Genomic DNA, 22222 nt, shown 5'->3' with positions numbered 1-22222 from the left:
GCAACGTCATTGCCAATAAATAACGCCTCCCAAATACAAGCTGTGGTGAACGGTTACACATCACGTATGCAAATTGAAGAGAGCTTCCGCGACCAAAAATCAACCCAGTTTGGCTTAGGCATGGCGTTGCATGAGTCGCGGTGTCATGAGCGTCTGGCGGTGCTGGTTTTAATCGGTACCTTAGCCTTATTTGCTATGCTCTTTATTGGTGTAGCGGCAGAGCAAGCCGGGTTAGCCAAGCGCTTCCAGGCGAACACAATCCGGCATCGCAAGGTACTAAGCTATTGCTATATTGCGGCAAGACCAATACATCAGAGGGAACTGCGGATAACCTTGAAACATTGGCTATCCGGCGTTCTTTACTTCAGGCAGAAAACCGCAGAGTATGGATTGTGTTGGAGCTAAATTCGTGGGGATCCCTCAGGGTCGTAGCTAATTAATAATTTGTTACTAAAACTGGCAAACCGTGCTTTTGCTATAAGTAACACACTGCCGAACTCTTTTAAACTAGATGATTTTAGTAGTTTGTAAGCTAAAAACACGAATAAGTTGATACAGATATGTATTTAAAATAAAGAGTAGAGGTTCGCTTAAAGCGCTAGCTTTATATTTCACCGTTTTTTACGTGAAAACCGTTTGATTTTGTGTTTACCCCGCAGCACTAAATCAATGGTCCAAATTAAACCGGTACCACTTAAGAATAAGGTTAAAAAAGCAAAAAACATCATAAGAACATTATTGAAACTGCCTTCGTTGGCGTAATCCATAAAGTGCAGCTTTAAAAAGAAGTCAGCTAAGCGCTTATCATCATCACTGTGCCCAGCAATTCTGCCAGAATCAGCTTCCACGTAAACGCTAGTGTTAATCTCATCAGCGAAGTTTACTTGCCAAACCGGATTTTTTTGCTTCAATAAGTCTGCAATTGGTGGCTTCATTAAAGTAGCAGATGTTACTTTACCGGGTCCCGCATAGGATTCGGCTGCTATCTCCTTTGCTAAGCGAGGGTCAATTCCAACCGGTTCGCCTGTTATGGCATTAACTAAAGAATATTTATTAACAAAGTAATCATAAAGACCACGTTGATGATTCAATAGGTAATAAGCTTTTCCGGCTAATTCGATTAATTCTAAACTGTTAGTTTCTGGTTGTTGTTGTAACACTGTTTTCGGCTCTTGTAGAGCCTGGCTTTTTAATGTCAACTGATGCCAATCCATTGAAGGTGCCTCAGCTACCTTATACGTATTCCCCGCGGCTTTTACCGGGTCCATAAGATTGAAATACATGCCAGTACTCAGCCAAATCATTAACTGAATACCCACAATCACAGAGCTCCATTTATGGATTTTTTTAACCATACTCATTAGGCAACTCCTTCAGTAGTATTTTTAGCCGCTGCCGGTTCAGTTAACGCCGAATTGTTTTTACGAAAAACACGAAAATACACCAAACACAACCCAAATATAGATGACAGGATACCCAAGAAAGTAAAGAAAAATAACAACGTATTATCTACAGCACCGCCTTCATAATCCATGACATGGAACCGGAACATCCAATCGAACAATCGCCAAAAACTATGCCTTTTACCCACTAGCAAACCTGTTTCTGCAGAAACATAAATAGCAGGTGAACCAAAATCAGTGAAGTTAACCCGCCAGGCTGGCATTACTGCAGGGTTGAGTTCATATGGCGCAGTTTCGCTAATTAATTCAGAGTTTTTAATTTGCCCTTTACCACTATAATAATAATTAGCAGCTTGCTCGGCCTGAGCTTGATTTAAAGCTGGAATTTCTTCACCCATACTGGCATCGACAGTGCGCTTTGCATTATCAAGGGTAAAGCGATACACGGTTTTATCTAAATAACGGCCAAGGCTAATTTGTTTCGCCTCAGGATAACGCTGAATTAAGCTCTGCAACGGATAATCAATTTGGCTAGGATTTATTTTATCCTGAGCATTATTGACTAAGGTATCGCCATGAATGTAATCAATATCTAAATAAACCATGTAGGCACCACTTACTGCCCATATTACAAATTGAATGCCTATAAAAGCCATTAGCCACTTATGATACTTTCTACTTGCTCTAAGCAGTCGCTTTGAATTATTCATTTAAAACTCTCATATGCCGCATGCTACTTTCACCTGGAAGCTATGCCAAAATTGCTAAATGGTCGTAATAGCATAATAGAGGGATCGTAACTAATTAATAGTTTGTTACTAAAGCTGGCAAACAGTACTTTTGGCTTAGGCAGCACCTACAAATTACCGCGTTATATTAAACCGGATTATTTTTTAACTTGAAGGCTAAAAACACAAAAGCTACCCTTTGGATCGTTTTAATGTTTTATATTTTCTGAGCATAATCATGGAGAAATTAGGCTATCTAATTAGACAAAAATAAGTGCTTTTTAATACCCATTGAATAATCAAAAAGGTTTATTCAAGTATTACAGCCAATTTTTCATTAAGTACAGTCATACCAGTGAATATCGGATTTGATACTGACTCAGGAAAGTCTTTTGGTAGCTCTAGCTTAACTGAGTCGATTACTTTATTTGTTTGGTAGTAAACATAAGATAGCTCGCGCATGACAATATCAGGGCGTAAACCTAAATGCTGCCCAAAAGTAATCCAGTGTCGTGCTGCTATTGAGAATATTTTTTTGTGTTTATTATTGGAAACAACTGACATTGCCAATTCAGCTTTTTGTTTTGCAATTTGATTGGCCCCTTTACCAATAATCGGATGTGCAGACAAAACATCATACAATGGTGCAAGCTGATATTTGTTGCCGCCCTTTAATTGAATTGAAAAATTTTTAGCGTGACCATCTATTGCTGCCAATACCCAAAAAACAATCAATGCTCTAAAGAATAGTTGACTAATAGTTAAGAACCGCTTCACTTTTAATTTCACTATTACCAGGAACAATTGGCAATGAAAGAGAAAGTGGTCGGCATAACGGGTTTGCTATCCATGCATCATCATATTGGAAGGTATGTTTAACAGGGTGCCAGTACCCTACAATATCGCCATTCATCCATATTGCTAAATGCTGCGAGGTTAATTTAATCTGCATACATCACCACTCCAACTTTTTATTAGAGCGAACCGCTAACACCCTAGATTTATTGTTGCTTTCACTCGCTATTTTTGACTGGTTTGAAGGGTTATCAGCTCGAGTGTCTATATTTTTTGGCTCGCTGATAGCTGTTGAGCTCTGAATGTTATCTTCTGGCTTGGTGCGCACTTCTATAACTAAACCTGCTTGTAGAGTTTGAAGTAGCACAAGTAACCTCTCAACACTCATACTTTCTGGGTTATTTTCTAATCGTTGATACCCTTGCTGTGTAAGCCCTAATAGCTCACCAGCATTAGCTTGTGTGTAACCCAACTTGTTGCGAAGCGCTTTGATATACAGTTTTAATTGAGCGATTGTTAATACTGGATATTGCATAGTGGCTACCTATTCACTTTAAACATACAACACTTATGTTGTTTTAAAAGAATACAACGAATATATTGTTTTTTACAAGTTACAACATATTCATTGTAATTCGATATCCCTACCTTTCTAAAAAAACAACACTCAGCTAAAGCCGTAGCGCTCAGCCTTTAGTAAAGGGGGCGTAGCTAATAAAGGGGTCGTAGCTAATTAATAATTTGTTACTAAACTGGCAAACAGTAATTTAGGCTTAGGCAACACCAACAAACTACTGCGCAATATTAAACCAGATTATTTTTTAACTTGAAGGCTAAAAACACAAAAACCACCCTAAAGGTGGTTTTGATGTTTTATGGCGCACCCGACAGGAGTCGAACCTGTGGCCTCTGCCTCCGGAGGGCAGCGCTCTATCCAGCTGAGCTACGGGTGCGTGTTCTGCTTTAGCAGAAGATGCGCATTATAGTCAGGCTTTGGCTGTAAGTCTATTGCTTAACCGTGCGTTTTTTCTGCAGTTAGTTTTTTTAACCAGAATTTGCAACTTTTTCAACTTACCGTTACAGTGAAATTCGCCGCGCTTTTAAGACGCTTATAATTTATGCCAAATAAATTTATTATACCTATTAGCCAATGGTTATTACTGTTATCGCTAATGGCTGCAATGATATTTGCTACTGAAGTTATAGTGCAACATCAAAAAAAATTAGCCCGTAGCGAGCTATTAAAGCATGAAATTGCAAGTGCTAACCCTATACGGTCGTTAATAGAGTCAGAGCTTAATGCACCTCTTTATTTAAGCTCGGGGCTTAGTGCTTATATTAAGGCCAACAAAGGCAATATTTCTGCTACTGAAGTAAAGTTGTTATTAAAAGATTTAGTCAGCCAAGGCCAACACATTCGCAATATTGGCGTGGCGCCAAATAACCGCCTACTTTATTTGCATCCTCTGCAGAATAACCATAAAGCACTTGGCTTATATTACCCTGACTTAGACACCCAATGGCCTGCTATTGAAGAGATTATACTTAAGCGCAAAGCCAAACTAGCTGGTCCTATCCCTTTAGTGCAAGGTGGCAAAGCCTTTATCTATCGCATTCCAGTTTATTTAATAGATGACGACGCTTATTGGGGCTTAATTAGCACCGTGATTAATATTGATTCTATTTGGCAGCTTGTTGCAAAGCTTGCTTTGGAACAAAATGTGACTATTGCTATTCGGCCTACCGCTGATGAAGGTGCTCTTTTGCCGGCTTTTTATGGTGACAATAGCCTGTTTTATGATGCCAGTTTACTGTTAGATATAGAATTACGAGGCGCTAAGTGGCAAATGGCTATTCGGTCTTTATCGCCAGCTACCTATCTAACGGCAACCATTAGAATATTTTGTTATTCTGCTAGCGCTATGATGCTAGTTTTACTGTTTTGGCTTTTTTTATCTAAACAGCGTTTAAGCCTAAGTATACAAGAGGTTAAAAGCAGTAAAAAATACATTAAAACCGTAATGGATAATGTGGCTGATGGCATTATAACTACTGATATGGATGGCGTTATAGAGCAAGCTAATTTACCCTGCCACACTATTTTTGCCTACAAAAAAGACACTTTACCGGGTACCCATTGGTCTACTTTACTCGCGGAACCTGGCTTAGCTAACGACATTATCAATACAATTTCTGTACAAAAAACGGCATATGAAACCACGGGGCTGCGCTTTGACGGCAACGACTTTCCCTTAGCTATTCAGCTTAGCGTGATTCAATTAAACCAAAAGCCTAGACAAATAATAGTGCTTCGTGATTTATCAGAGTGGCATAAAACAGAACAGCTTAAACAGCAATTTATTTCGACTATAAGTCATGAGCTTCGCACGCCTCTAACGTCAATAACCGGTGCACTTGGTCTTATTGCTGGCGGAGCTTTAGGTGAGTTAACCCCTGCCCAATCTCGCGTTTTACAGTTAGCGAGCAATAACAGCCAGCAACTAAATAAACTGATTAATGATTTGCTAGATATGGAGCAGCTAACCAACCAAAGTATGGTATTTAATATTCAGCCGGTACCTTTATTTCAAGTGCTAGCACATTGCCTAGATACGGTTAAGACACAATGGCAAGAAAAACAACATATCTTCACCTTAAATATTACTGATAGCCTTGAGCAAGCAAGCGTATTGGCAGATAAGCAACGCTTAAACAATGTTATATTGCAGCTGCTTAATAATGCATGCAAATTTAGCCCTGATCACAGCTCTATTATTATCACTGTTACCTCTGAACCTGCGTCGTTTATCAGAATAACCATAGCCGATAGCGGCCCTGGCATTCCAGAAAGCTTTATTCCTAAACTGTTTAATCGCTTTGCTCAAGCCGACAGTTCCGACACCCGAGATATTGGCGGAACGGGGCTTGGTTTAGCCATAAGCAAAGCCATGATTAGCCATATGCATGGCCAAATTGGCTATATGCCTAATCAACCTAAAGGAAGCTGCTTTTATATTGAGTTACGCCACTGCCAAGCAACCCAGTAAACTCAGTTGTAGTTAGCCGCTTCTGTTGCTAAAAATGGTTATTTATCTTAATTTACTGACCATTGGCTGCAAATAACGTGATTAGTTTAATAAAACAGGCATATTATCTTTATATGCTGCGCAGTTGCGCACTTTACTATAATAATGACACCTTCTAGGGGATACACATGCGTAAAACTCTTATTGCCTCAACAGTAGGCTTTGCTTTAGCACTCACTGCTTGTGGCGACAATTCGTCTTCACAGCAACAAGCTTCTGGCCAATCTTCTGTTGTTGCAACAACCGCGGCTGAAGCTAGCTTAGGCAACCCGTTAATGAAAAAAAGTACCTTACAATATGAAGCGCCGAATTTTACTGAGATAAAAGACGAGCATTTTTTACCGGCCTTTGAAGAAGGCATGAAACAACATATGACTGAGGTTTTAGCTATTGCTAATAACCCAGCGCCAGCCACCTTTGAAAATACCTTAGTGGCTTTAGAAAAAAGCGGTGAATTACTCACTCGCACTTCACGTATTTTCTATAACCTTGCGGGTTCAAGCTCCAACCCTGAGCGTCGTGAAATTCAATCTGAATTAGCGCCTAAAATGGCTGCGCACTCTGATGATATTAATTTAAACCCGAAATTATTCGCCAGAATTAAAAGCTTATATGAGCAACGTGATCAGTTAGATTTAGATAGCGAGTCGGTACGCTTAATAGAAGTGTATTATCAGCGCTTTGTTCGTGCTGGTGCCCAGTTAACTGAAGAAGAAAAAGTAGCTATTAGAGCGCTTAACGAAGAGCATTCTACGCTAACCAATAAGTTCTCACAAAACCTGTTAGCCGAAACGAAAAAAATTGCCGTAATTGTTGATACTAAAGCAGAATTAGACGGCTTATCTGAGTCACAAATTGCCTCAGCAGCGGCTGCAGCAACTGAAGCTGGCCATGAAGGAAAATACTTATTAAGTATTACTAACACTACACGCCAGCCGGTATTAAGCCAGCTAAGCAACCGTGAATTACGTAAGAAAGTATGGGAAGCCTCAGCTTATCGTAACCAAAGTGGTGAAACCGATAACCGTCCTATCGTTGCCCGTTTAGCGCAGTTACGTGCAGAGCGTGCTCGCTTGTTAGGCTATGACAACTGGGCTAGCTATGGCTTAGAGTCACAAATGGCCAAAACACCCCAAGCTGTTTATGACATGCTAGGCTCTATGGTGCCAGCGGTTATTGCTAACACTAAAGCTGAAGCAGCGGCCATTGAACAAATGATCAAACAAAAAGGCGGTGATTTTGAATTACAACCTTGGGACTGGGAATACTATGCTGAATTTGTTCGCCAAGAAAAGTTCAACATAGACGAAAATGAAGTTAAACAATACTTTGAATTTGAACGCGTATTAAAAGACGGTGTTTTCTATACCTTTAACCGTTTATACGGCGTTAGCTTTGAGCCACGCCCAGACTTACCAACTTATCATCCAGATGTTAAAGCCTATGAGTTATTCGACGTAGACGGTAGCAGCATTGCTATTTTCTATGCCGACTACTTTGCTCGCGAAGGTAAACGTGGCGGTGCTTGGATGAGCTCTTTTGTTGGTCAGTCTAACTTAACAGGCCAAAAACCGGTGGTAGTGAATGTAATGAACATTCCTAAAGCCGAGCCAGGCCAACCTACCTTGGTTAGCTATGACAACGTAACCACTATGTTCCATGAATTAGGCCACGGTTTGCACGGCATGTTGTCTGACGTTACTTACCCAAGCTTAGCCGGTACTTCTGTATCGCGTGACTTCGTTGAGTTCCCGTCGACTTTCGAAGAAGATTGGGCGGCTTATCCTGAAGTTATTGCTAATTACGCTAAGCACTATAAAACGGGTGAACCAATTCCGGCTGAATTACTACAAAAAGTAATGAAGTCACGCAGCTTTAACCAAGGTTTTGATACCTTAGAGTATATGTCTGCCGCTTTATTAGATATGGAATGGCACTCTCTAAGCGCCGATGCTGAATTACAAGACGTTAACGAGTTTGAAGCTAAAGCTCTGAAAAAACATGGCATTGATTTAGCTGCCGTACCGCCACGTTATAAGTCGACCTTCTTCTCACACTCTATGGGCGGCGGCTACTCTGCTGGTTACTATGCCTATATGTGGAGTGAAATTTTAGCCGCTGATGCTTTTGCTTTTGTGCAACAGCAAGGTGGTTTAAAACTTGAAAATGGTCAACACTACCGTAAACATATTTTATCGGTAGGTAACTCGCGCGCGCCTATGGAGTCTTACAAAGCTTTCCGTGGCCAAGAGCCAACTACAGATGCTTTATTAATTCGCCGCGGTTTAAAAACTAAAGTAGATTAATTTGTTTATCTAATAAAAAAGCCCTGATTAATCAGGGCTTTTTTGCTTTTTAACTTAACACTTAACATTCACAACTAAGCACTAAACACTTAAGCATTCATAATTCAGCACTAAGCAGCACTAACTTCCCGCTACCTGCATTTGGCTAACTAATATAGAACCAGTATGAACGCCACCACGACGGTCAACATCGTTACCAACCGCCGCTATTTGCATAAACATATCTTTTAAATTACCCGCAATAGTGACTTCTGAAACGGGGAACTGAATTTCTCCATTTTCAACCCAAAAGCCGGCTGCACCGCGAGAGTAATCGCCGGTGACGGTATTAACACCTTGGCCCATTAATTCAGTGACTAATAAGCCTTTACCCATAGTGCGGCATAACTGCGCTAAATCTTCATCGCCATGTTGTAATAACCAGTTATGAATACCGCCAGCATGGCCCGTGCTTGCCACGCCTAACTTACGCGCTGAATAACTCGTTGTAAGGTAGGTATTTAATACGCCTTGCTCGATAACAGCTAAATCGCGGGTTTTTACGCCCTCAGCATCAAACGGGCTAGAGGCTAAGGCTTGTTTTAAGTGAGGCCGCTCTAAAACAGTAATATTCGGTGACATCACTTGTTTACCGATTTTATCTAATAAAAAGCTAGACTTACGATAAACACTGCCACCGCCAATAGCGGCAACTAAGTGACCAAACAAACTGCTAGCAATATCGGCACGAAAAATAACCGGCACTTTTTGGGTAGCAACTTTACGGGCATTTAATCTGGCAATTGTTTCTTCTGCCGCTTCACGGCCTACTTGCTTAGGATCAAGCAATTTTTCATACTGCCTAGCCACGGTAAAGCTATAGTCGCGCTGCATATCATCGCCATCTTCACCTATAACAACGCAGCTAAAGCTATGCCGCGTGCTAGGGTAGCCAACTAACTGGCCATGACTATTACCATAGACCTTTAAACCCTGATGCGACGAAAACGATGCACCTTCAGAATTAGTAATACGCGGATCAGTAGCAAAAGCGGCTTGCTCAGCGCCAGCACATAAGCTTATGGCTTCTTCTGTGCTGATGGAGTCTGGATAAAACAAATCTAAATCGGGCGGTGACATTTCTAACCAGCTGGCCTCTGCTACGCCGGTGTGCGGATCTTCCGAAGTATAGCGCGCAATATCGGCTGCCGCTTCCACTGCACGACGCAGTGCCTGTGGGCTTAAATCGGCAGTAGAGGCCGAGCCTTTACGCTGACCAAAATATAAACTAATACCTAAGCCGCCGTCTTGGTTAAACTCTACCGTTTCAACTTCACCATGCCGTGTTTCTACACTTAAGCCTTTAGTGCGGCTCATCGACGCTTCAGCTGTGCTTGCGCCTAACTGCTTAGCATGGCTTAGCACCTCTGCTACCGCTTGTTTTACTTCATCAATTTCTTGCCAAATAGTAGGTTCTGTTACTTGCATAATTCAACTTTAGAAAATTATTTTCATTAAGTTTACCATAGTCTGGCTATGCTGACTGCTGTCGTGCGACAGGATCATGTATACTTAGCCTAATATTGCTAAAGCGAACTAAAAAACATGACTGAATTTATTAATGGCGACACCTGGGACGAAGAAGAAGGCAAAAGTAAATCGCAAATTAAACGCGAAATGCATGCCTTACAAGCACTTGGCGAAGAGCTAGTGGCTTTAAGCCCAGCAGCACGCGCTAAACTACCGTTAGATGAAGAATTGCAAGATGCCTTAGAGCTAGCAGACCGACTAAGCAAAAAGCGAGAAGCTTTGCGTCGTCATATGCAGTTTATTGGTCGTCTGATGCGTGATCGCGATTTAACCGAGCTTGAAAGAGGCTTAGCTTTGCTGCGTAATACTAATCAGGCGGCAACAAGACAATTTCATAAAGTTGAACAATTGCGCGATAAAATGTTAGAAGATAACGATGTAGTGACTCAATTTATTGCTGATTATCCAAGCGTAAATACTCAGCAGCTGCGTCAGTTAATTCGTAATGCAAAAAAAGAACAAGAAAAACAATTGCCGCCAAAAGCCTACCGTGAGTTATTCCAGTTAATTAAACCATTAATTATTACTGAATAAAAAGACAAAAACACCAGTACTATTTTACTGGTGTTTTTTTCAGCTTGGCTGGGTTTATTGTGGCTCTACCCGCATAATTCCACCGTTACCTAAACCAAGATAAAACACATTTTGTTGTTGTTCTTGAACCAACAAGATACTTGTAACACCACCAAATGTTGATGCCCCTTCACCTTGATATTGATACTGCTGCCAATTAGCTCCACCATTCTCAGACCATTCAACCGTCAGAAATTGAGGTTGACCGACAGTTGGGACTAAGCTTGAGGTAAACAAATATTCTGGATTGTTAGGATCAATTGCGATATCGGTATAATAACGATAATCGTCTGCACTGAGTATTGTTTGCCAAGTATCGCCATTATCTGCGCTATGCCTAATGGTTTCGCCTATTACTAGGTAAACGCTCTGCGCATTGTCGGCAGCAAAACGTACGGCTCTGGTGCTAGATGGAGTCGGTGATTCATCCAGATGCACTTTCGCACTCTCATCAGTTAAAGACAATTGCACTAAAGTGGCATCGCCTATTGCATTATTGCCGCCAAACCACATTTCATTATTTTCTTGATTATAAACTAACGTGGTTTGCTCACCCAGTTGCTGCCATTCACCATAAGCCAGCTGCCAGCTTATTCCCATGTCTTCTGAATAAGCTAAATTACCACTTCCGGTTGCATATAGCCTTGCGTTTATATCGTCATACGCTAAAGCAAAAATGGATTCTTTTTCTCCCTGCAGGCCAAATTGGTGGTTAATTTCTACCCAGTCTTCACCTGCATTATAAGTTTCAAATAGCAAACTGGCATAATTACCTTCGTTATTTTCAGCACTGGTAGAAGCAATAAAATGCTGCTCAGTAATAGCGACCACGTCTTCTAACTCGTAACCCTGTAAACCCGCACTTTGCCAACTGTCGTTGTTGTTGATGTATAAACCATCTGAAGTGACGGCAAACAACATATCATGCTCGTTATACAAACGAGTTACCATTGCGCCATTTAATTCTTGATGCTCAAAACTAAAAGGGGCCGACTCATCTACTGTTTTATTGTCAGAGTTACAGCCAAATAACAGTGAGAAAGCACATAACGTCAAAACTGTACGCCACATAATATTATCTCCATATGATTACTTAGTGAGTAATACTAGCTAACGAATTGAAAACTATCTGTTATAAAATGTTATAAGTTGTACAGCAATAAAAAAGGCCGCTAAGCGGCCTTTTAAAATATAGATTTAACTTAACAAACCTTAGTTAACCAGCCATGCTTATCAGCCGCTTTGCCCCATTGAATATCATTTAATGCTTGGCGTAAGGCATTAGTCGTTGGGCCGCCCTCACCATTACCTACAATGTAGTCTTTACCATTATGAATTAAAGTGCCTACTGGCGTTAGTACGGCTGCGGTGCCTGATAAAGCTGCTTCTGCACCTGGCTTTTGTGAACGCTCTAATAGCTCGTCTACACTTAAGGCCCGCTCTGACACGGTCATACCGCGATCACGTGCTAGTGTTAAAATAGAGTCGCGGGTAATGCCGTGTAAGAATGAACTATCTAACGACTTAGTAATAATTTCATTGCCGTCAATCAATATAAAGTTAGCCGCGCCGGTTTCTTGAACATCACCTGCTGGGCAAAATAACACTTGGTCAGCTTGCACTGACTGACGCGCCTTTAAGATAGGTTGTAACGCACTGGCATAGTTGCCACCACTTTTTACCATACCCATATGTGATGCACAGCGAGTGTCGTCGGCTAATAACAAGCGTAATGGCTTGCTACCACCAGAGAAGTAATCTCCCACTGGCGATAATAAGATATACAACATAGACTCAAGACTAGGCGAAGCAGCTTTACCAATTGACGCTTCAGTGCCTATATGAGTAGGCCGAATATACATTGAACCTGGTGGTACAGGAACATCAGCGGCATAACGTTTAACAATATCAATAATCATTTGCTTTAATTGTGCTGCGTCCACTGGCGGTAGTGATAACAACTGGCTACTTTGAATTAGACGGGCAATATTTTGGTCCATACGGAAAATATTAATAGAGCCGTCTTGATGCTTAAAGGCTTTTAAGCCTTCAAAACAGGTACTAGCATAGTGCAGCACGTGGGCACCTGGGTGTAAGCTAATACTGTCTGTTTTTACTATTTCTGCGTTACTCCACTGGCCTTGCTTATAGTGAGCTAGGCTCATTTCAGGAGCAAATACGGTTCCAAAAGCTGACATGTTGCGTTTCCTGTTTTGTCTAATAAGTTAAAATTATTCTGTGCCACCAACGGTCATGGCGTCGAGTTTTAAGGTTGGTTGACCTACACCAACCGGAACACTTTGTCCTTGTTTGCCGCAAACCCCTACGCCGCTATCTAGGGCTAAATCGTTACCTACCATAGAGACTTGCTGCATCGCTTCTGGGCCGCTACCAATTAAGGTTGCGCCTTTAATCGGTGCAGTAATTTTGCCATTCTCGATTAAATACGCTTCTGATGCCGAGAACACAAACTTGCCCGACGTTATATCAACTTGGCCACCGCCAAAGTTAGGCGCATAAATGCCTTTTTTAACACTGGCGATAATTTCTTCTGGCTCACTCTGGCCGGCTAACATATAAGTGTTGGTCATACGTGGCATAGGTAAATGGGCAAAAGATTCACGACGGCCATTACCTGTTGCAGGTACACCCATTAACATAGCGTTATGCTTATCTTGCATATAGCCTTTTAAGATCCCGTTTTCTATCAGTACGTTATACTGACTAGGCACACCTTCATCATCAATATTTAATGAGCCACGTCTATGCGCCATAGTGCCGTCATCAACAATAGTGCATAACTTAGAGGTAACTTGCTCGCCAATACGACCTGCAAAAGTAGATGAACCTTTACGATTAAAATCGCCCTCTAAACCATGGCCTACCGCTTCATGCAATAACACGCCCGGCCAGCCTGCACCTAACACTACCGGCATAGTACCTGCTGGGGCATCAATAGCCGTTAAATTTACTTGTGCCATGCGTACCGCTTCGCGTGCATAATGCTGCCAGCGTGGTTGGCCATCGACTAACTCGGTAAAGTAGGCATAATCGGTTCGGCCACCGCCGCCGGCACTGCCTCGTTCGCGCCTGTCGCCTTGTTGTAATAACACTGAGCAGTTTAAACGTACTAAAGGCCGCGTATCACTAGCAAAAGTGCCATCACTGGCGGCCACTAAAATTTCTTCGTATACCGCAGTTAGACTAACCATCACTTGCTCGGCGCGGCTATCTAGAGTACGAATATAAGCTTCAATTTGATGCAGTAAATTTACTTTTTCAGTATTGGTTAAACTTTGCAGAGGATCGCAAGGTAAGTAAATTTTACTATTACTGCTTTTGCTAAATACTTTAACTTGGCCTTGTTGGCCATTCGCGGCAATGCCGCGCGCAGCAGTAGCTGCTTGTTTTAAGGCCGCAGCATTAATGGTATCGGAATAAGCAAAACCGGTTTTTTCGCCGCTAATGGCGCGCACACCTACGCCACGTTCAATATTAAAAGAGCCGTCTTTTACTAAGCCGTCTTCTAGCACCCAAGACTCATGGATGCTCGATTGAAAATATAAATCAGCATAATCGAGCTGATGTTCAAATAAATAACCCAGCGTACGCTGTAAGTCATTGGCATTAAGATCAGATGCGCTGATCAGGTTCTGCTCTACTGCAGTCATGGTTTAAGCTCACTTATAAATCGATTATGGCTGGCGACGGGCATACCTTGGCGCACGCGCGCTATTTGCGCCAGATCTATTTCGCTGGAAATCCAGCCTGGTTCGGTGCCTGCATCGGCTAAAATTTCACCCCAAGGGTCAATAATAAGGCTGTGGCCAAAGGTTTCACGACCATTTTCATGAACACCGGTTTGATTAGCTGCAATAACAAAACATTGATTCTCAATTGCTCTAGCTTGTAACAACGTATGCCAATGCGCCTGTCCTGTTGTTCGAGTAAAAGCTGCCGGCACACTTAATACATTCATACCTTTAGCAGTAAGTGCCTGCGCTAGCCCAGGGAAGCGGACATCATAACATATGCTAAGGCCCAGCTTTAACTGTTCTAATTCTGCTAAGACCAGCTTATCGCCCGGTTTTGTTGTCGCCGATTCGCGATAACTGCCTATATTATCGCTTACCTCAACGTCAAATAAATGCATTTTTTGGTAATCGGCAACAATAGTTCCATCGGGTGCAAACAGCACACTTGACGCCGCAAAACGATTTGGATCATCGGTTGTTGTTGGCAAACTTCCCGCCAGCAGATAAACCGCAAACTGTTTAGCTAACTTAGCACAACCTTGCATTATGCTGCCTTCACCTAAAGCTGCTTGATACTGCAAATTTAAGCTATCGCGGCTGCCAAAAATAGCAAAGCACTCAGGCAATACCACTAAGTGTTGCGAGGCTGTGGGTAATTGGCTTAAATAGGTTTCAACTTGATCAAGGTTATGCTGAATAGATGGCGTACTGGTTAATTGAATTGCACTTAAGCGCCATTTAGCCATTAGGTTGTTGCTCCTGTAACTGCTCAGGTTGTTGTGGCAGTTTGTTCACAGCAGGATCAGGCTCAATTGCCTGATCGGGTTTCGCTATACGCACCGGCACTGGAATTTCGGTGCTATGACGGTTTACTTCGGTGACTATAGGTTCGTCAATACTGCCCGTAATAGTAAAGTTTATTTTCGATATAACCTCAGCACTTTGAAATACTTCATCTAGTGCTAACGCAGCTAAGCCCGTTGCAGGGTTTACCATCCAGGCAATAATTATAGGTAGGCTTGAGGTGACTTTTGGTGCAAAAGACATCTGATAATCGAGCTTATTTCCGACTAAGTCAGCATAGCCTTGAATGGCTAAATTACCAGGCACGCCGTCAATAGCGGCATCACTGGTTTGGGCAACCCCTTTGGTTAAGGTTAAATTGCCGGTCATTTTGTTATAGAAAAACCCCTTAGAAAACACATCACGAAAGTCTAATCGTAACTTACGTACTAATGAGTCTAAGCTAAAAATAGAAAATAAGCGGGCCCCTTGGTCACTCACTTCAGTTAGCGAGCCTTCACCTAATTTATAACTGATATTGCCATCTAATTTGGCTAGATCAAACTGGTTTGGCGCGGCTAACCAATTTAGCGTAAAGTCAATATCTGCACTACTATCGGCAATGGCTGAGGTTAATTCAAATTCATCTAATAACCCGCCAAAATTCGCGCTTTTTAAACTTCCGCTAAACTGGCTTAACCCTTTTGAACTTGCCTGATGGTTTGACTGCCAAAAACCGGTTAACGTAAGTTGGTTTTTTTTATAATTCGCTTTTAAATCATCTAATAGCCAGCGTTCCGCCTCGCTATGAGCTTGCGCCTTAACCTGACCAAACCGATAAGGCCCTATTGAACAATCAGCGCAGCTTATATTGATCAAGGGTAAATCTAACAACCACGTCTGAGGTTCATTTACTTCAGATTCGATTATTGCCGTTTTATTGTTAGCTTTTAATGGCCATGGCAAACGCAGGTAATCTAGCTCAGCGGTTATCCCTTTTTCTTGCCAGTTTTTATCAAAGCGCCAGCGACTTGCTACTTCAACTGCATTTAATTGGAGCTGCCATTCTTCTGTGTACTGAGCTACATCAAATACAGCATTTTGTAAGGTAACATCACCTGGCAGATAAAGCGCAGCCACTTTACCTTGAATTCGGCTTAAATAAGGAAATAAACTCGGCTGATTAGTGTCTTCCACATCTAATTGTTGTTGAATAAGATTAAACCACTGCAAAAAATTTGCTTGGGCTAAATTAACACTGATAGTAAAGTTATCTGTTGGGATCGCTTCATTTTGCGATCCCAGCACTAGGTGAGCTCGGCTAAAATTTTGCTGCTCAGTATCTATATCTGCATGAAAATATAAGTTATCTGCGTAATTAATGAATAACTGAGTGTCATTAGCTTTATCTGAGCCAGATAAAGAAATGCTAACAGGCTGTTTTTCATTAACCGATTTATTATAAGGTGCCGGCAACAATAAAGCGGTGTTGGCTAAATCGCTATTGAGCTGGGCATGATAGTTAAAGCCACTCTCTGCAAGCTCTAACGCTAGCATTAATTGCCAAGCATTCTTTCCGGCGACTAAAGGCTCGGCTGCTGGATATAGCGCTAAAGCCAAGTCTTTAGCCTGTTGTTCTGCATCTACCTGCAAGCTAAGTTGATAGCCTGAATCGGTAGACTCACCATTAATGCTCGCTACCATAGGTAGACCACGCCAAGTTAATCCAACCTTAGATGCAGAAATTTTATCGTTATTAAATGTCAGCTTGCCAGTAAGGCTATCAATTGCCATCTCAGGTGCCTGCAAGGCTAAACTGGCCTGCTTAAACTGAATATCACCACTGGCAATAACATCTGGGTTATCAAGCTTCACCTGTAAACGCACCTTACCCGTCGCTAAGCCTGAAGCGCCTATATGTTCAAGCGCAGCGCCTACACTACCGGCTAAAGGAGATTGCTGCATTAATTTTGTTACGGCACTGGCTTCAACTTGACGCTGAATATCAATAGCTAAAATATCGGCGTGAAATAGATCATCGATGCTTGCCGTTACGCCTTGCTCTACATCTAAATCGAGCAAATTACCGCTTTGCGAGCTAATTTTCATCGCTGCATTTTCAAACCATAGATCAACAGCTAAATTGGTTAGCTGTGGCCAATCGGGCTGAAATGCGAATTGACCTTGTGACAGCTGGGCATAAACCTGAAACACACCTTGTTGTTGTGCAAAAGGGAAGTCTGCAGGTGCACCATGCCAAAGCACCGTTGCCTGTTCAAGTTCGCCCGCTATAATAGCTTCGTTGAGATAATCAGCTACTGATTCTGGCATATAGCGACTTGGAAAATACTGCTTAGCTTGCACGGCATTTACATGCTGTAACTGCGCTAAAATTTGCAGTTGTTGGTCAAATTGTATCGCTGCATCTAACTGTAAATCGTCATTCTGCAATTTAAATTCTGGCATCATAATTTGCCAAGCTTGTTCAGCTGCATAGCGAAAATAAGCCGTGGCATCTAACGCTATATACTCTATTGGCTTAGCGAATAAGCCATCCCAAGTTAAAAAGCCATCCGTGCCCTGCAGGCTAACTTTTGCCAACTGTGAATCGAAAACAAAGCTGCCTTGCAGATCTTGCACCCCAGGAATATCACCCACTGCGGTGCTGGCTATCTGCGAAAACTGACCAGAGCCTTGCCATTGACCATCCTCAAGCTGCCAGTTAATCTGCTCAAAGTAGCCTGAAGGTTGATAAGTAACAAGTTGCTGTAATAGCTGAATGTCTTCAGCAAACAAATTTGCTAGAGGACTAATGGCATCTAGCTGAAACTGACTAAGATGACCTTGCCAATGATCATCTTGCTTTTGAATAGCAAAACTAATTTCTGGCCAAGTTTGTTGTTGATCTGACAAAGTAAGGTAACCTGAGGTTAACTCCCAGCCATCAGCTATCGGCTGCCATAACAGCTGCCCCTCACCTAGTCGTAAAAATTGTGGACCTTGCCGCTGCCAAGACACACTGTTATCGGCCAGCTCTATCTGTAGCCGCTGTAATGTCCCTTTTTTTACTACCCCCCAAGCTTGGAAGTTAATATTTGCCGCGGCTAATTTTTGGCTAGGCGGTACTAAGCGACGAAACCAAGGAAGTACATCTAACTTATCACTCTGTAGATATAGCTGCCCCTGCGACTCTGCCCAGGCTTCACCATGTAAATCGAGTATAAAAGAAACTGCATTATTGGTTACACCCGCAACCGATAACTCACCATGTCCTTGGTGGCGCAAGTTATTGTTTGACCAGTCTAGCTGGCTTATATTAACAATAACATCCTCGCTATCTTCATCTTGAACAATAAACTGACTATCAACCACCGAAAAATAGGTCAGCTGTTTAAAAAACAGTTGCTCTAATGCCGTTAATATAGGGGTTTGGTCTAATTCTGTAGCACTTTCAACACTAAAGAGCCGGTCAGCAGCAACATAGTATTTTAAACCACTTAACTCAAAATGTTGTGCGGTCAATTTCATACTGGTTAAGCTGCGCCAAAAGTCTAATCGAACACGGGTTTCTTCAATATATAATTGGGTTTTATCACCCTGCATAAGACGTAAGTCTTTAACCAATAACGCAGGGCCAAACTTTTTCCAGCCGGCGCTTAATTCGCCAATATTAACTTCTGTGGCATATTTCTGAGCAATAAATTGCTCTAGTTGCAGCTTATAATTATCTGCATATGGCAAACTGTAGCGCAAAACAGATATAACTACTGCCAACACAACAACACTGATGGCCAGAGCCAACCAGAGTTTATGTATGCAGAAGAAACAAACCTGTTTTACCTTAGTCACTACATCATCACCACATCAAATTGTTCTTGGCTATATAGGGGCTCAGTATGAATACTAATTTGCTTACCAATAAATACTTGTAGCTCTGCTAAATTGTGAAATTCATCATTAGTTAATGCGTCTTTAACCGCAGGTGATACATAGACGACAAATTTATCTGCGGCATAGGCTCGGTTAACCCGGACGATTTCGCGCAGCACTTCAAAGCAAACGGTTTCAACTGTTTTTAAACTACCTCTTCCTTCACAAACCGGGCATTCAGAGCACAAAATATGCTCTAAACTCTCACGTGTTCGCTTTCGGGTCATCTCTACTAAGCCTAACGCAGAAAAGCCATGAATGTTAGCTTTTGCTCGATCGCGGCCAAGGGCAAGCTCTAAACTATGAAAAACCCGCTTTTGATGTTCGACACTTTGCATATCAATAAAGTCAATAATAATAATGCCGCCTAAATTACGCAGCCGTAATTGACGCGCTATGGCTTGGGTAGCTTCAACATTCGTATTAAAAATAGTGTCTTCTAAGTTTCTATGACCAACAAAAGCACCGGTATTAACATCTATAGTCGTCATGGCTTCTGTTTGATCAATAATTAAATAGCCACCACTTTTTAGCGGTACTTTACGCTCTAACGCGCGCTGAATTTCATTTTCAACATCAAACATATCGAAAATAGGCCGCTCGCCGGGGTAATACTCGAGTAACTCGGAGATATGCGGCATAAACTCTTCGCAGAAGGCAGTAAGTTGTTGATAAGTTATTTTAGAATCTACCCTAACCCGCTCTAGCTCTTCGCCAACAAAATCGCGCAAAATACGATAGGCTAAGGTTAAGTCTTCATAGACCACGCCTTCTTTACGGGTTTTTTGCTTACGTTTAATAATTTTTGCCCATAGCTTCTTTAAAAAGCGGGCATCCTGAGCTAATTCTTCTTCTTTAGCACCTTCGGCGGCCGTACGAACAATAAAACCACCGCTTTCATCATTAAACTGGCTCACAATGTCTTTTAATCGCGTCCGCTCTTCATCACTTTCTAAGCGCTGCGATACGCCAACATGAGTAGAGCCCGGCATAAACACTAAATACCGCGATGGAATAGTAATATCTGTTGTTAATCTTGCCCCTTTAGTGCCTAAAGGATCTTTTACTACCTGCACTAATAAATACTGGCCTTCGCGCACTAGTACACGAATATCTTTGCTAATCGCAACCTTGTTATCTAACTCGGTTAAACCATCATGCTGAACAATGTCTGAAGCGTGTAAGAATGCAGCCTTATCTAAGCCTATGTTAACAAAAGCCGCCTGCATGCCGGGTAATACTCGGCTAACTTTACCAACATAAATATTGCCGACTAACCCTAGCTTGGCTTGGCGCTCTATATGCAGCTCTTGCAAGACGCCATTTTCTATTAAAGCTACTCGAGTTTCGCTTGGAGTAACATTAAGTAATAATTCAGCGCTCATATTGGCTCCTGCCATTGCAGTAATAACTGCTCCGTTTGACATAAAGGTAGGCCGACAACCGCAGTATAGCTACCATTAATACGTTCAACAAAACGAGCAGCTAACCCCTGTATGCCATAACCACCGGCTTTATCTTGCGGTTCACCTGAAAGCCAATAGTCTTGCATTTCTGCTTCACTTATTGGCCGAAATAACACCTCAGTTATCACTAAGGTACTTAAGCTACGCTGACTGTCAACTAAGGCGACAGCCGTCATTACTTGATGCGCGCTGCCTGATAACATTGTCATCATGCGCTTAAAGTCGTCAATATCACGCGGCTTGCCTAAAATGTGCTGTTGCGCAACCACAATAGTGTCTGAGCCTAAGGTTGGCTGCTCTGCTTCAAGCCTAGCTAAGCCTGCTTTGGCTTTGGCAATAGCAAGACGTTGTACATATAATTCTGGTTTTTCATTGGGATAAGGTGTTTCATCTATGTCGGCTTTGACAAGTTGAAATTCGACACCTAGTTGAGTTAAAAGCTCTCGGCGCCGAGGAGAAGCCGAGGCTAGTGCTATTTTTGGGTACATTATTGGATCTTTAATTGACGACGATAACGCCTTAATAGCCAGAATAACCAAGGCCAAGCTAACATGCCAGTCAACACTGGCCATAAGTATTCTGGTAAAAAGAATACGCCAACTAAAAAGTGGCTTAACCAGAATAATAATAAGTGATAAAAGGCCAATAATAGACTTAACAGTAACGCTTGTTGAATAACCGAAAAGTTTCGTACTTTTAAATAATTCGATGCCACAATATAAGCCACCACTGAATAGGTTAGCGCATTGACACCCAACACAGTGCCCACCAGAACGTCAACCACAAAACCTAGCACAAAAGCCGTGCCAATACCTACCCTGTGCGGCATGGCTAAGATCCAATACATTAGCACCAGTAAGGTCCAGTCTGGACGAGCCAGCTTAACCGCTTGCGGCAACGGCATAACCGTTAGCAATAAAGCGATTAATAATGATAAGTAAACAAAGCCTAGCCGTTTAGATTTACGCATCTGGCTGCTCCTGCGGATTAACAGGCAAGGTGACGGCTGGAATAGCAGTTAATAATAAAACATGACGCACTCGGTCTAACTGAGCAAAAGGCTCGGCATAAACCAACATAAAGGGCTGGCTAGCATCTTGGTTAATTCTAGTTACTTTAGCAACTGGGTAGCCTTCGGGGAAAACACCATCTAAACCAGATGATAATAACCTGTCGCCTTCTCGAATATCGGTGCTTTGCGGTAAATGCATCACCCGAAGTTGGTCCCACTGACCTAAGCCCTCAACAACAGCCCGAATACCGGTACGTTCAGCGCGCACAGCAATAGCATGGGTATTATCTGAAATAAGCAAAGCTCGGCTAGTATTAGGCCCAACACTGACAATTTGTCCGACAATTCCCTTGTCATCGATGATGGCTTGTTGCTCAGTAACACCGTCACTACTGCCTTTATTTAACACCACTTGATGACTAAATGGATGGCTATAAACAGCTAAAACCTCGGCAACTAGATGCTGGCCATCTTCTGATGGTGAAGCGCCTAATAACGAACGCAGCTTGCTGTTTTCTTGTTGCAGATAGTTTAGCAGCTGTAATTGACCACTTTGCTGTAATAAATTTTGCTTTAAGCGGGCATTTTCTTCTAACAGCGCATGCTGTGACATAAAGCGCTCTGAGGCACCAGAAAACAAGGCTTCGGGCAAGCTGGCAATGTAAAACAATGGGCTTGCCGCTGCTGTAAGGTAGCTACGCAATTGGGTGGAGCTATCCGTATAACGGTCAACAAACATTAACCCTATACTGCAAAGCACCGCTAAAAATAAACGTAACGGTAATGATGGGCCTCGGCGATACATCATGTTCATAC

Annotated in this window: 18 protein-coding genes, 1 tRNA gene and 1 pseudogene; 4 read left to right on the top strand and 16 right to left on the bottom strand. The window is 42.2% G+C overall.

Annotated elements, in window-relative coordinates; all coding sequences use genetic code 11:
* Positions 1 to 405, top strand: a pseudogene (locus tag ACRCA4_RS13905) (hypothetical protein); the annotation flags it as partial.
* Positions 406 to 611: 206 nt separating this feature from the next.
* Here the strand turns inward: ACRCA4_RS13905 and ACRCA4_RS13900 are convergent.
* The 6 genes from ACRCA4_RS13900 to ACRCA4_RS13875 form a co-directional block, all read right to left on the bottom strand.
* On the bottom strand, positions 612 to 1361 hold the full coding sequence (locus tag ACRCA4_RS13900; protein ID WP_433189846.1) for a PepSY domain-containing protein: 750 nt from the start codon (positions 1359 to 1361) through the stop codon (positions 612 to 614).
* Positions 1361 to 2113, bottom strand: a complete 753-nt coding sequence (locus ACRCA4_RS13895) for a hypothetical protein (RefSeq protein ID WP_433189843.1) — start codon at positions 2111 to 2113, stop codon at positions 1361 to 1363. The genes ACRCA4_RS13900 and ACRCA4_RS13895 overlap by 1 nt, the downstream gene beginning before the upstream one ends.
* A gap of 327 nt (positions 2114 to 2440) precedes the next feature.
* Positions 2441 to 2920 carry a HipA domain-containing protein gene (locus tag ACRCA4_RS13890; RefSeq protein ID WP_433189840.1) on the bottom strand — a complete coding sequence of 160 codons (480 nt, stop codon included), beginning with the start codon at positions 2918 to 2920 and terminating at the stop codon, positions 2441 to 2443.
* Positions 2886 to 3083, bottom strand: a complete 198-nt coding sequence (locus ACRCA4_RS13885; RefSeq protein ID WP_433189837.1) for a hypothetical protein — start codon at positions 3081 to 3083, stop codon at positions 2886 to 2888. Before ACRCA4_RS13885 ends, ACRCA4_RS13890 begins: the two co-directional genes overlap by 35 nt.
* 3 nt (positions 3084 to 3086) lie before the next feature.
* Entirely contained in the window at positions 3087 to 3461 is a 375-nt protein-coding gene (locus tag ACRCA4_RS13880) for a helix-turn-helix transcriptional regulator (RefSeq protein WP_313908004.1), read from the bottom strand.
* Between the two features lie 341 nt (positions 3462 to 3802).
* Positions 3803 to 3879 (bottom strand) — tRNA-Arg (locus tag ACRCA4_RS13875).
* Positions 3880 to 4044: 165 nt separating this feature from the next.
* Here ACRCA4_RS13875 and ACRCA4_RS13870 point away from each other — a divergent pair.
* Positions 4045 to 5973, top strand: coding sequence for an ATP-binding protein (locus ACRCA4_RS13870; RefSeq protein WP_433189834.1), 1929 nt, complete (start codon positions 4045 to 4047; stop codon positions 5971 to 5973).
* Positions 5974 to 6140: 167 nt separating this feature from the next.
* Complete coding sequence (locus tag ACRCA4_RS13865; RefSeq protein WP_433189831.1) at positions 6141 to 8318, top strand: M3 family metallopeptidase; 2178 nt, start codon at positions 6141 to 6143, stop codon at positions 8316 to 8318.
* Positions 8319 to 8438: 120 nt separating this feature from the next.
* On the opposite strand, the gene pmbA is transcribed toward ACRCA4_RS13865, so the two are convergent.
* Positions 8439 to 9785: a metalloprotease PmbA gene (gene pmbA / locus ACRCA4_RS13860; protein WP_433189828.1), complete on the bottom strand. Its 1347-nt coding sequence runs from the start codon at positions 9783 to 9785 to the stop codon at positions 8439 to 8441.
* Between the two features lie 117 nt (positions 9786 to 9902).
* Between pmbA and yjgA the strand changes: the two genes are divergently transcribed.
* Entirely contained in the window at positions 9903 to 10421 is a 519-nt protein-coding gene (gene yjgA, locus ACRCA4_RS13855) for a ribosome biogenesis factor YjgA (RefSeq protein ID WP_433189825.1), read from the top strand.
* Positions 10422 to 10475: 54 nt separating this feature from the next.
* On the opposite strand, the gene ACRCA4_RS13850 is transcribed toward yjgA, so the two are convergent.
* From ACRCA4_RS13850 to mreC, 9 genes are all read right to left on the bottom strand, one after another.
* Positions 10476 to 11531 carry a hypothetical protein gene (locus tag ACRCA4_RS13850; protein ID WP_433189822.1) on the bottom strand — a complete coding sequence of 352 codons (1056 nt, stop codon included), beginning with the start codon at positions 11529 to 11531 and terminating at the stop codon, positions 10476 to 10478.
* Between the two features lie 131 nt (positions 11532 to 11662).
* Positions 11663 to 12682: a branched-chain amino acid aminotransferase gene (locus tag ACRCA4_RS13845; protein ID WP_433189848.1), complete on the bottom strand. Its 1020-nt coding sequence runs from the start codon at positions 12680 to 12682 to the stop codon at positions 11663 to 11665.
* Positions 12683 to 12691: 9 nt separating this feature from the next.
* Positions 12692 to 14131, bottom strand: coding sequence for a metalloprotease TldD (gene tldD / locus ACRCA4_RS13840; protein WP_433189819.1), 1440 nt, complete (start codon positions 14129 to 14131; stop codon positions 12692 to 12694).
* Positions 14128 to 14961: a carbon-nitrogen hydrolase family protein gene (locus ACRCA4_RS13835; RefSeq protein ID WP_433189817.1), complete on the bottom strand. Its 834-nt coding sequence runs from the start codon at positions 14959 to 14961 to the stop codon at positions 14128 to 14130. The genes tldD and ACRCA4_RS13835 overlap by 4 nt, the downstream gene beginning before the upstream one ends.
* Complete coding sequence (locus ACRCA4_RS13830; protein WP_433189814.1) at positions 14954 to 18847, bottom strand: YhdP family protein; 3894 nt, start codon at positions 18845 to 18847, stop codon at positions 14954 to 14956. The genes ACRCA4_RS13835 and ACRCA4_RS13830 overlap by 8 nt, the downstream gene beginning before the upstream one ends.
* Positions 18847 to 20313, bottom strand: coding sequence for a ribonuclease G (gene rng / locus ACRCA4_RS13825; protein WP_433189811.1), 1467 nt, complete (start codon positions 20311 to 20313; stop codon positions 18847 to 18849). The genes ACRCA4_RS13830 and rng overlap by 1 nt, the downstream gene beginning before the upstream one ends.
* On the bottom strand, positions 20310 to 20882 hold the full coding sequence (locus ACRCA4_RS13820) for a Maf family protein (protein WP_433189808.1): 573 nt from the start codon (positions 20880 to 20882) through the stop codon (positions 20310 to 20312). Before ACRCA4_RS13820 ends, rng begins: the two co-directional genes overlap by 4 nt.
* Complete coding sequence (gene mreD, locus ACRCA4_RS13815) at positions 20882 to 21364, bottom strand: rod shape-determining protein MreD (RefSeq protein ID WP_433189806.1); 483 nt, start codon at positions 21362 to 21364, stop codon at positions 20882 to 20884. Before mreD ends, ACRCA4_RS13820 begins: the two co-directional genes overlap by 1 nt.
* Positions 21357 to 22214 carry a rod shape-determining protein MreC gene (gene mreC, locus ACRCA4_RS13810; RefSeq protein WP_433189803.1) on the bottom strand — a complete coding sequence of 286 codons (858 nt, stop codon included), beginning with the start codon at positions 22212 to 22214 and terminating at the stop codon, positions 21357 to 21359. Before mreC ends, mreD begins: the two co-directional genes overlap by 8 nt.
* Positions 22215 to 22222 lie beyond the last annotated feature (8 nt).

The organism is Rheinheimera sp. WS51 (assembly GCF_050936095.1).
GTDB lineage: Bacteria > Pseudomonadota > Gammaproteobacteria > Enterobacterales > Alteromonadaceae > Alishewanella.
This window is presented reverse-complemented; position numbering and strand designations above follow the sequence as displayed.

Coding starts and splice junctions, on each gene's coding strand:
- ACRCA4_RS13900 (WP_433189846.1), bottom strand. CDS start 1,361: ATGAGTATGGTTAAAAAAATCCATAAATGGAGCTCTGTGATTGTGGGT.
- ACRCA4_RS13895 (WP_433189843.1), bottom strand. CDS start 2,113: ATGAATAATTCAAAGCGACTGCTTAGAGCAAGTAGAAAGTATCATAAG.
- ACRCA4_RS13885 (WP_433189837.1), bottom strand. CDS start 3,083: ATGCAGATTAAATTAACCTCGCAGCATTTAGCAATATGGATGAATGGC.
- ACRCA4_RS13880 (WP_313908004.1), bottom strand. CDS start 3,461: ATGCAATATCCAGTATTAACAATCGCTCAATTAAAACTGTATATCAAA.
- ACRCA4_RS13870 (WP_433189834.1), top strand. CDS start 4,045: ATGCCAAATAAATTTATTATACCTATTAGCCAATGGTTATTACTGTTA.
- ACRCA4_RS13865 (WP_433189831.1), top strand. CDS start 6,141: ATGCGTAAAACTCTTATTGCCTCAACAGTAGGCTTTGCTTTAGCACTC.
- pmbA (WP_433189828.1), bottom strand. CDS start 9,785: ATGCAAGTAACAGAACCTACTATTTGGCAAGAAATTGATGAAGTAAAA.
- yjgA (WP_433189825.1), top strand. CDS start 9,903: ATGACTGAATTTATTAATGGCGACACCTGGGACGAAGAAGAAGGCAAA.
- ACRCA4_RS13850 (WP_433189822.1), bottom strand. CDS start 11,531: ATGTGGCGTACAGTTTTGACGTTATGTGCTTTCTCACTGTTATTTGGC.
- tldD (WP_433189819.1), bottom strand. CDS start 14,131: ATGACTGCAGTAGAGCAGAACCTGATCAGCGCATCTGATCTTAATGCC.
- ACRCA4_RS13835 (WP_433189817.1), bottom strand. CDS start 14,961: ATGGCTAAATGGCGCTTAAGTGCAATTCAATTAACCAGTACGCCATCT.
- rng (WP_433189811.1), bottom strand. CDS start 20,313: ATGAGCGCTGAATTATTACTTAATGTTACTCCAAGCGAAACTCGAGTA.
- ACRCA4_RS13820 (WP_433189808.1), bottom strand. CDS start 20,882: ATGTACCCAAAAATAGCACTAGCCTCGGCTTCTCCTCGGCGCCGAGAG.
- mreD (WP_433189806.1), bottom strand. CDS start 21,364: ATGCGTAAATCTAAACGGCTAGGCTTTGTTTACTTATCATTATTAATC.
- mreC (WP_433189803.1), bottom strand. CDS start 22,214: ATGATGTATCGCCGAGGCCCATCATTACCGTTACGTTTATTTTTAGCG.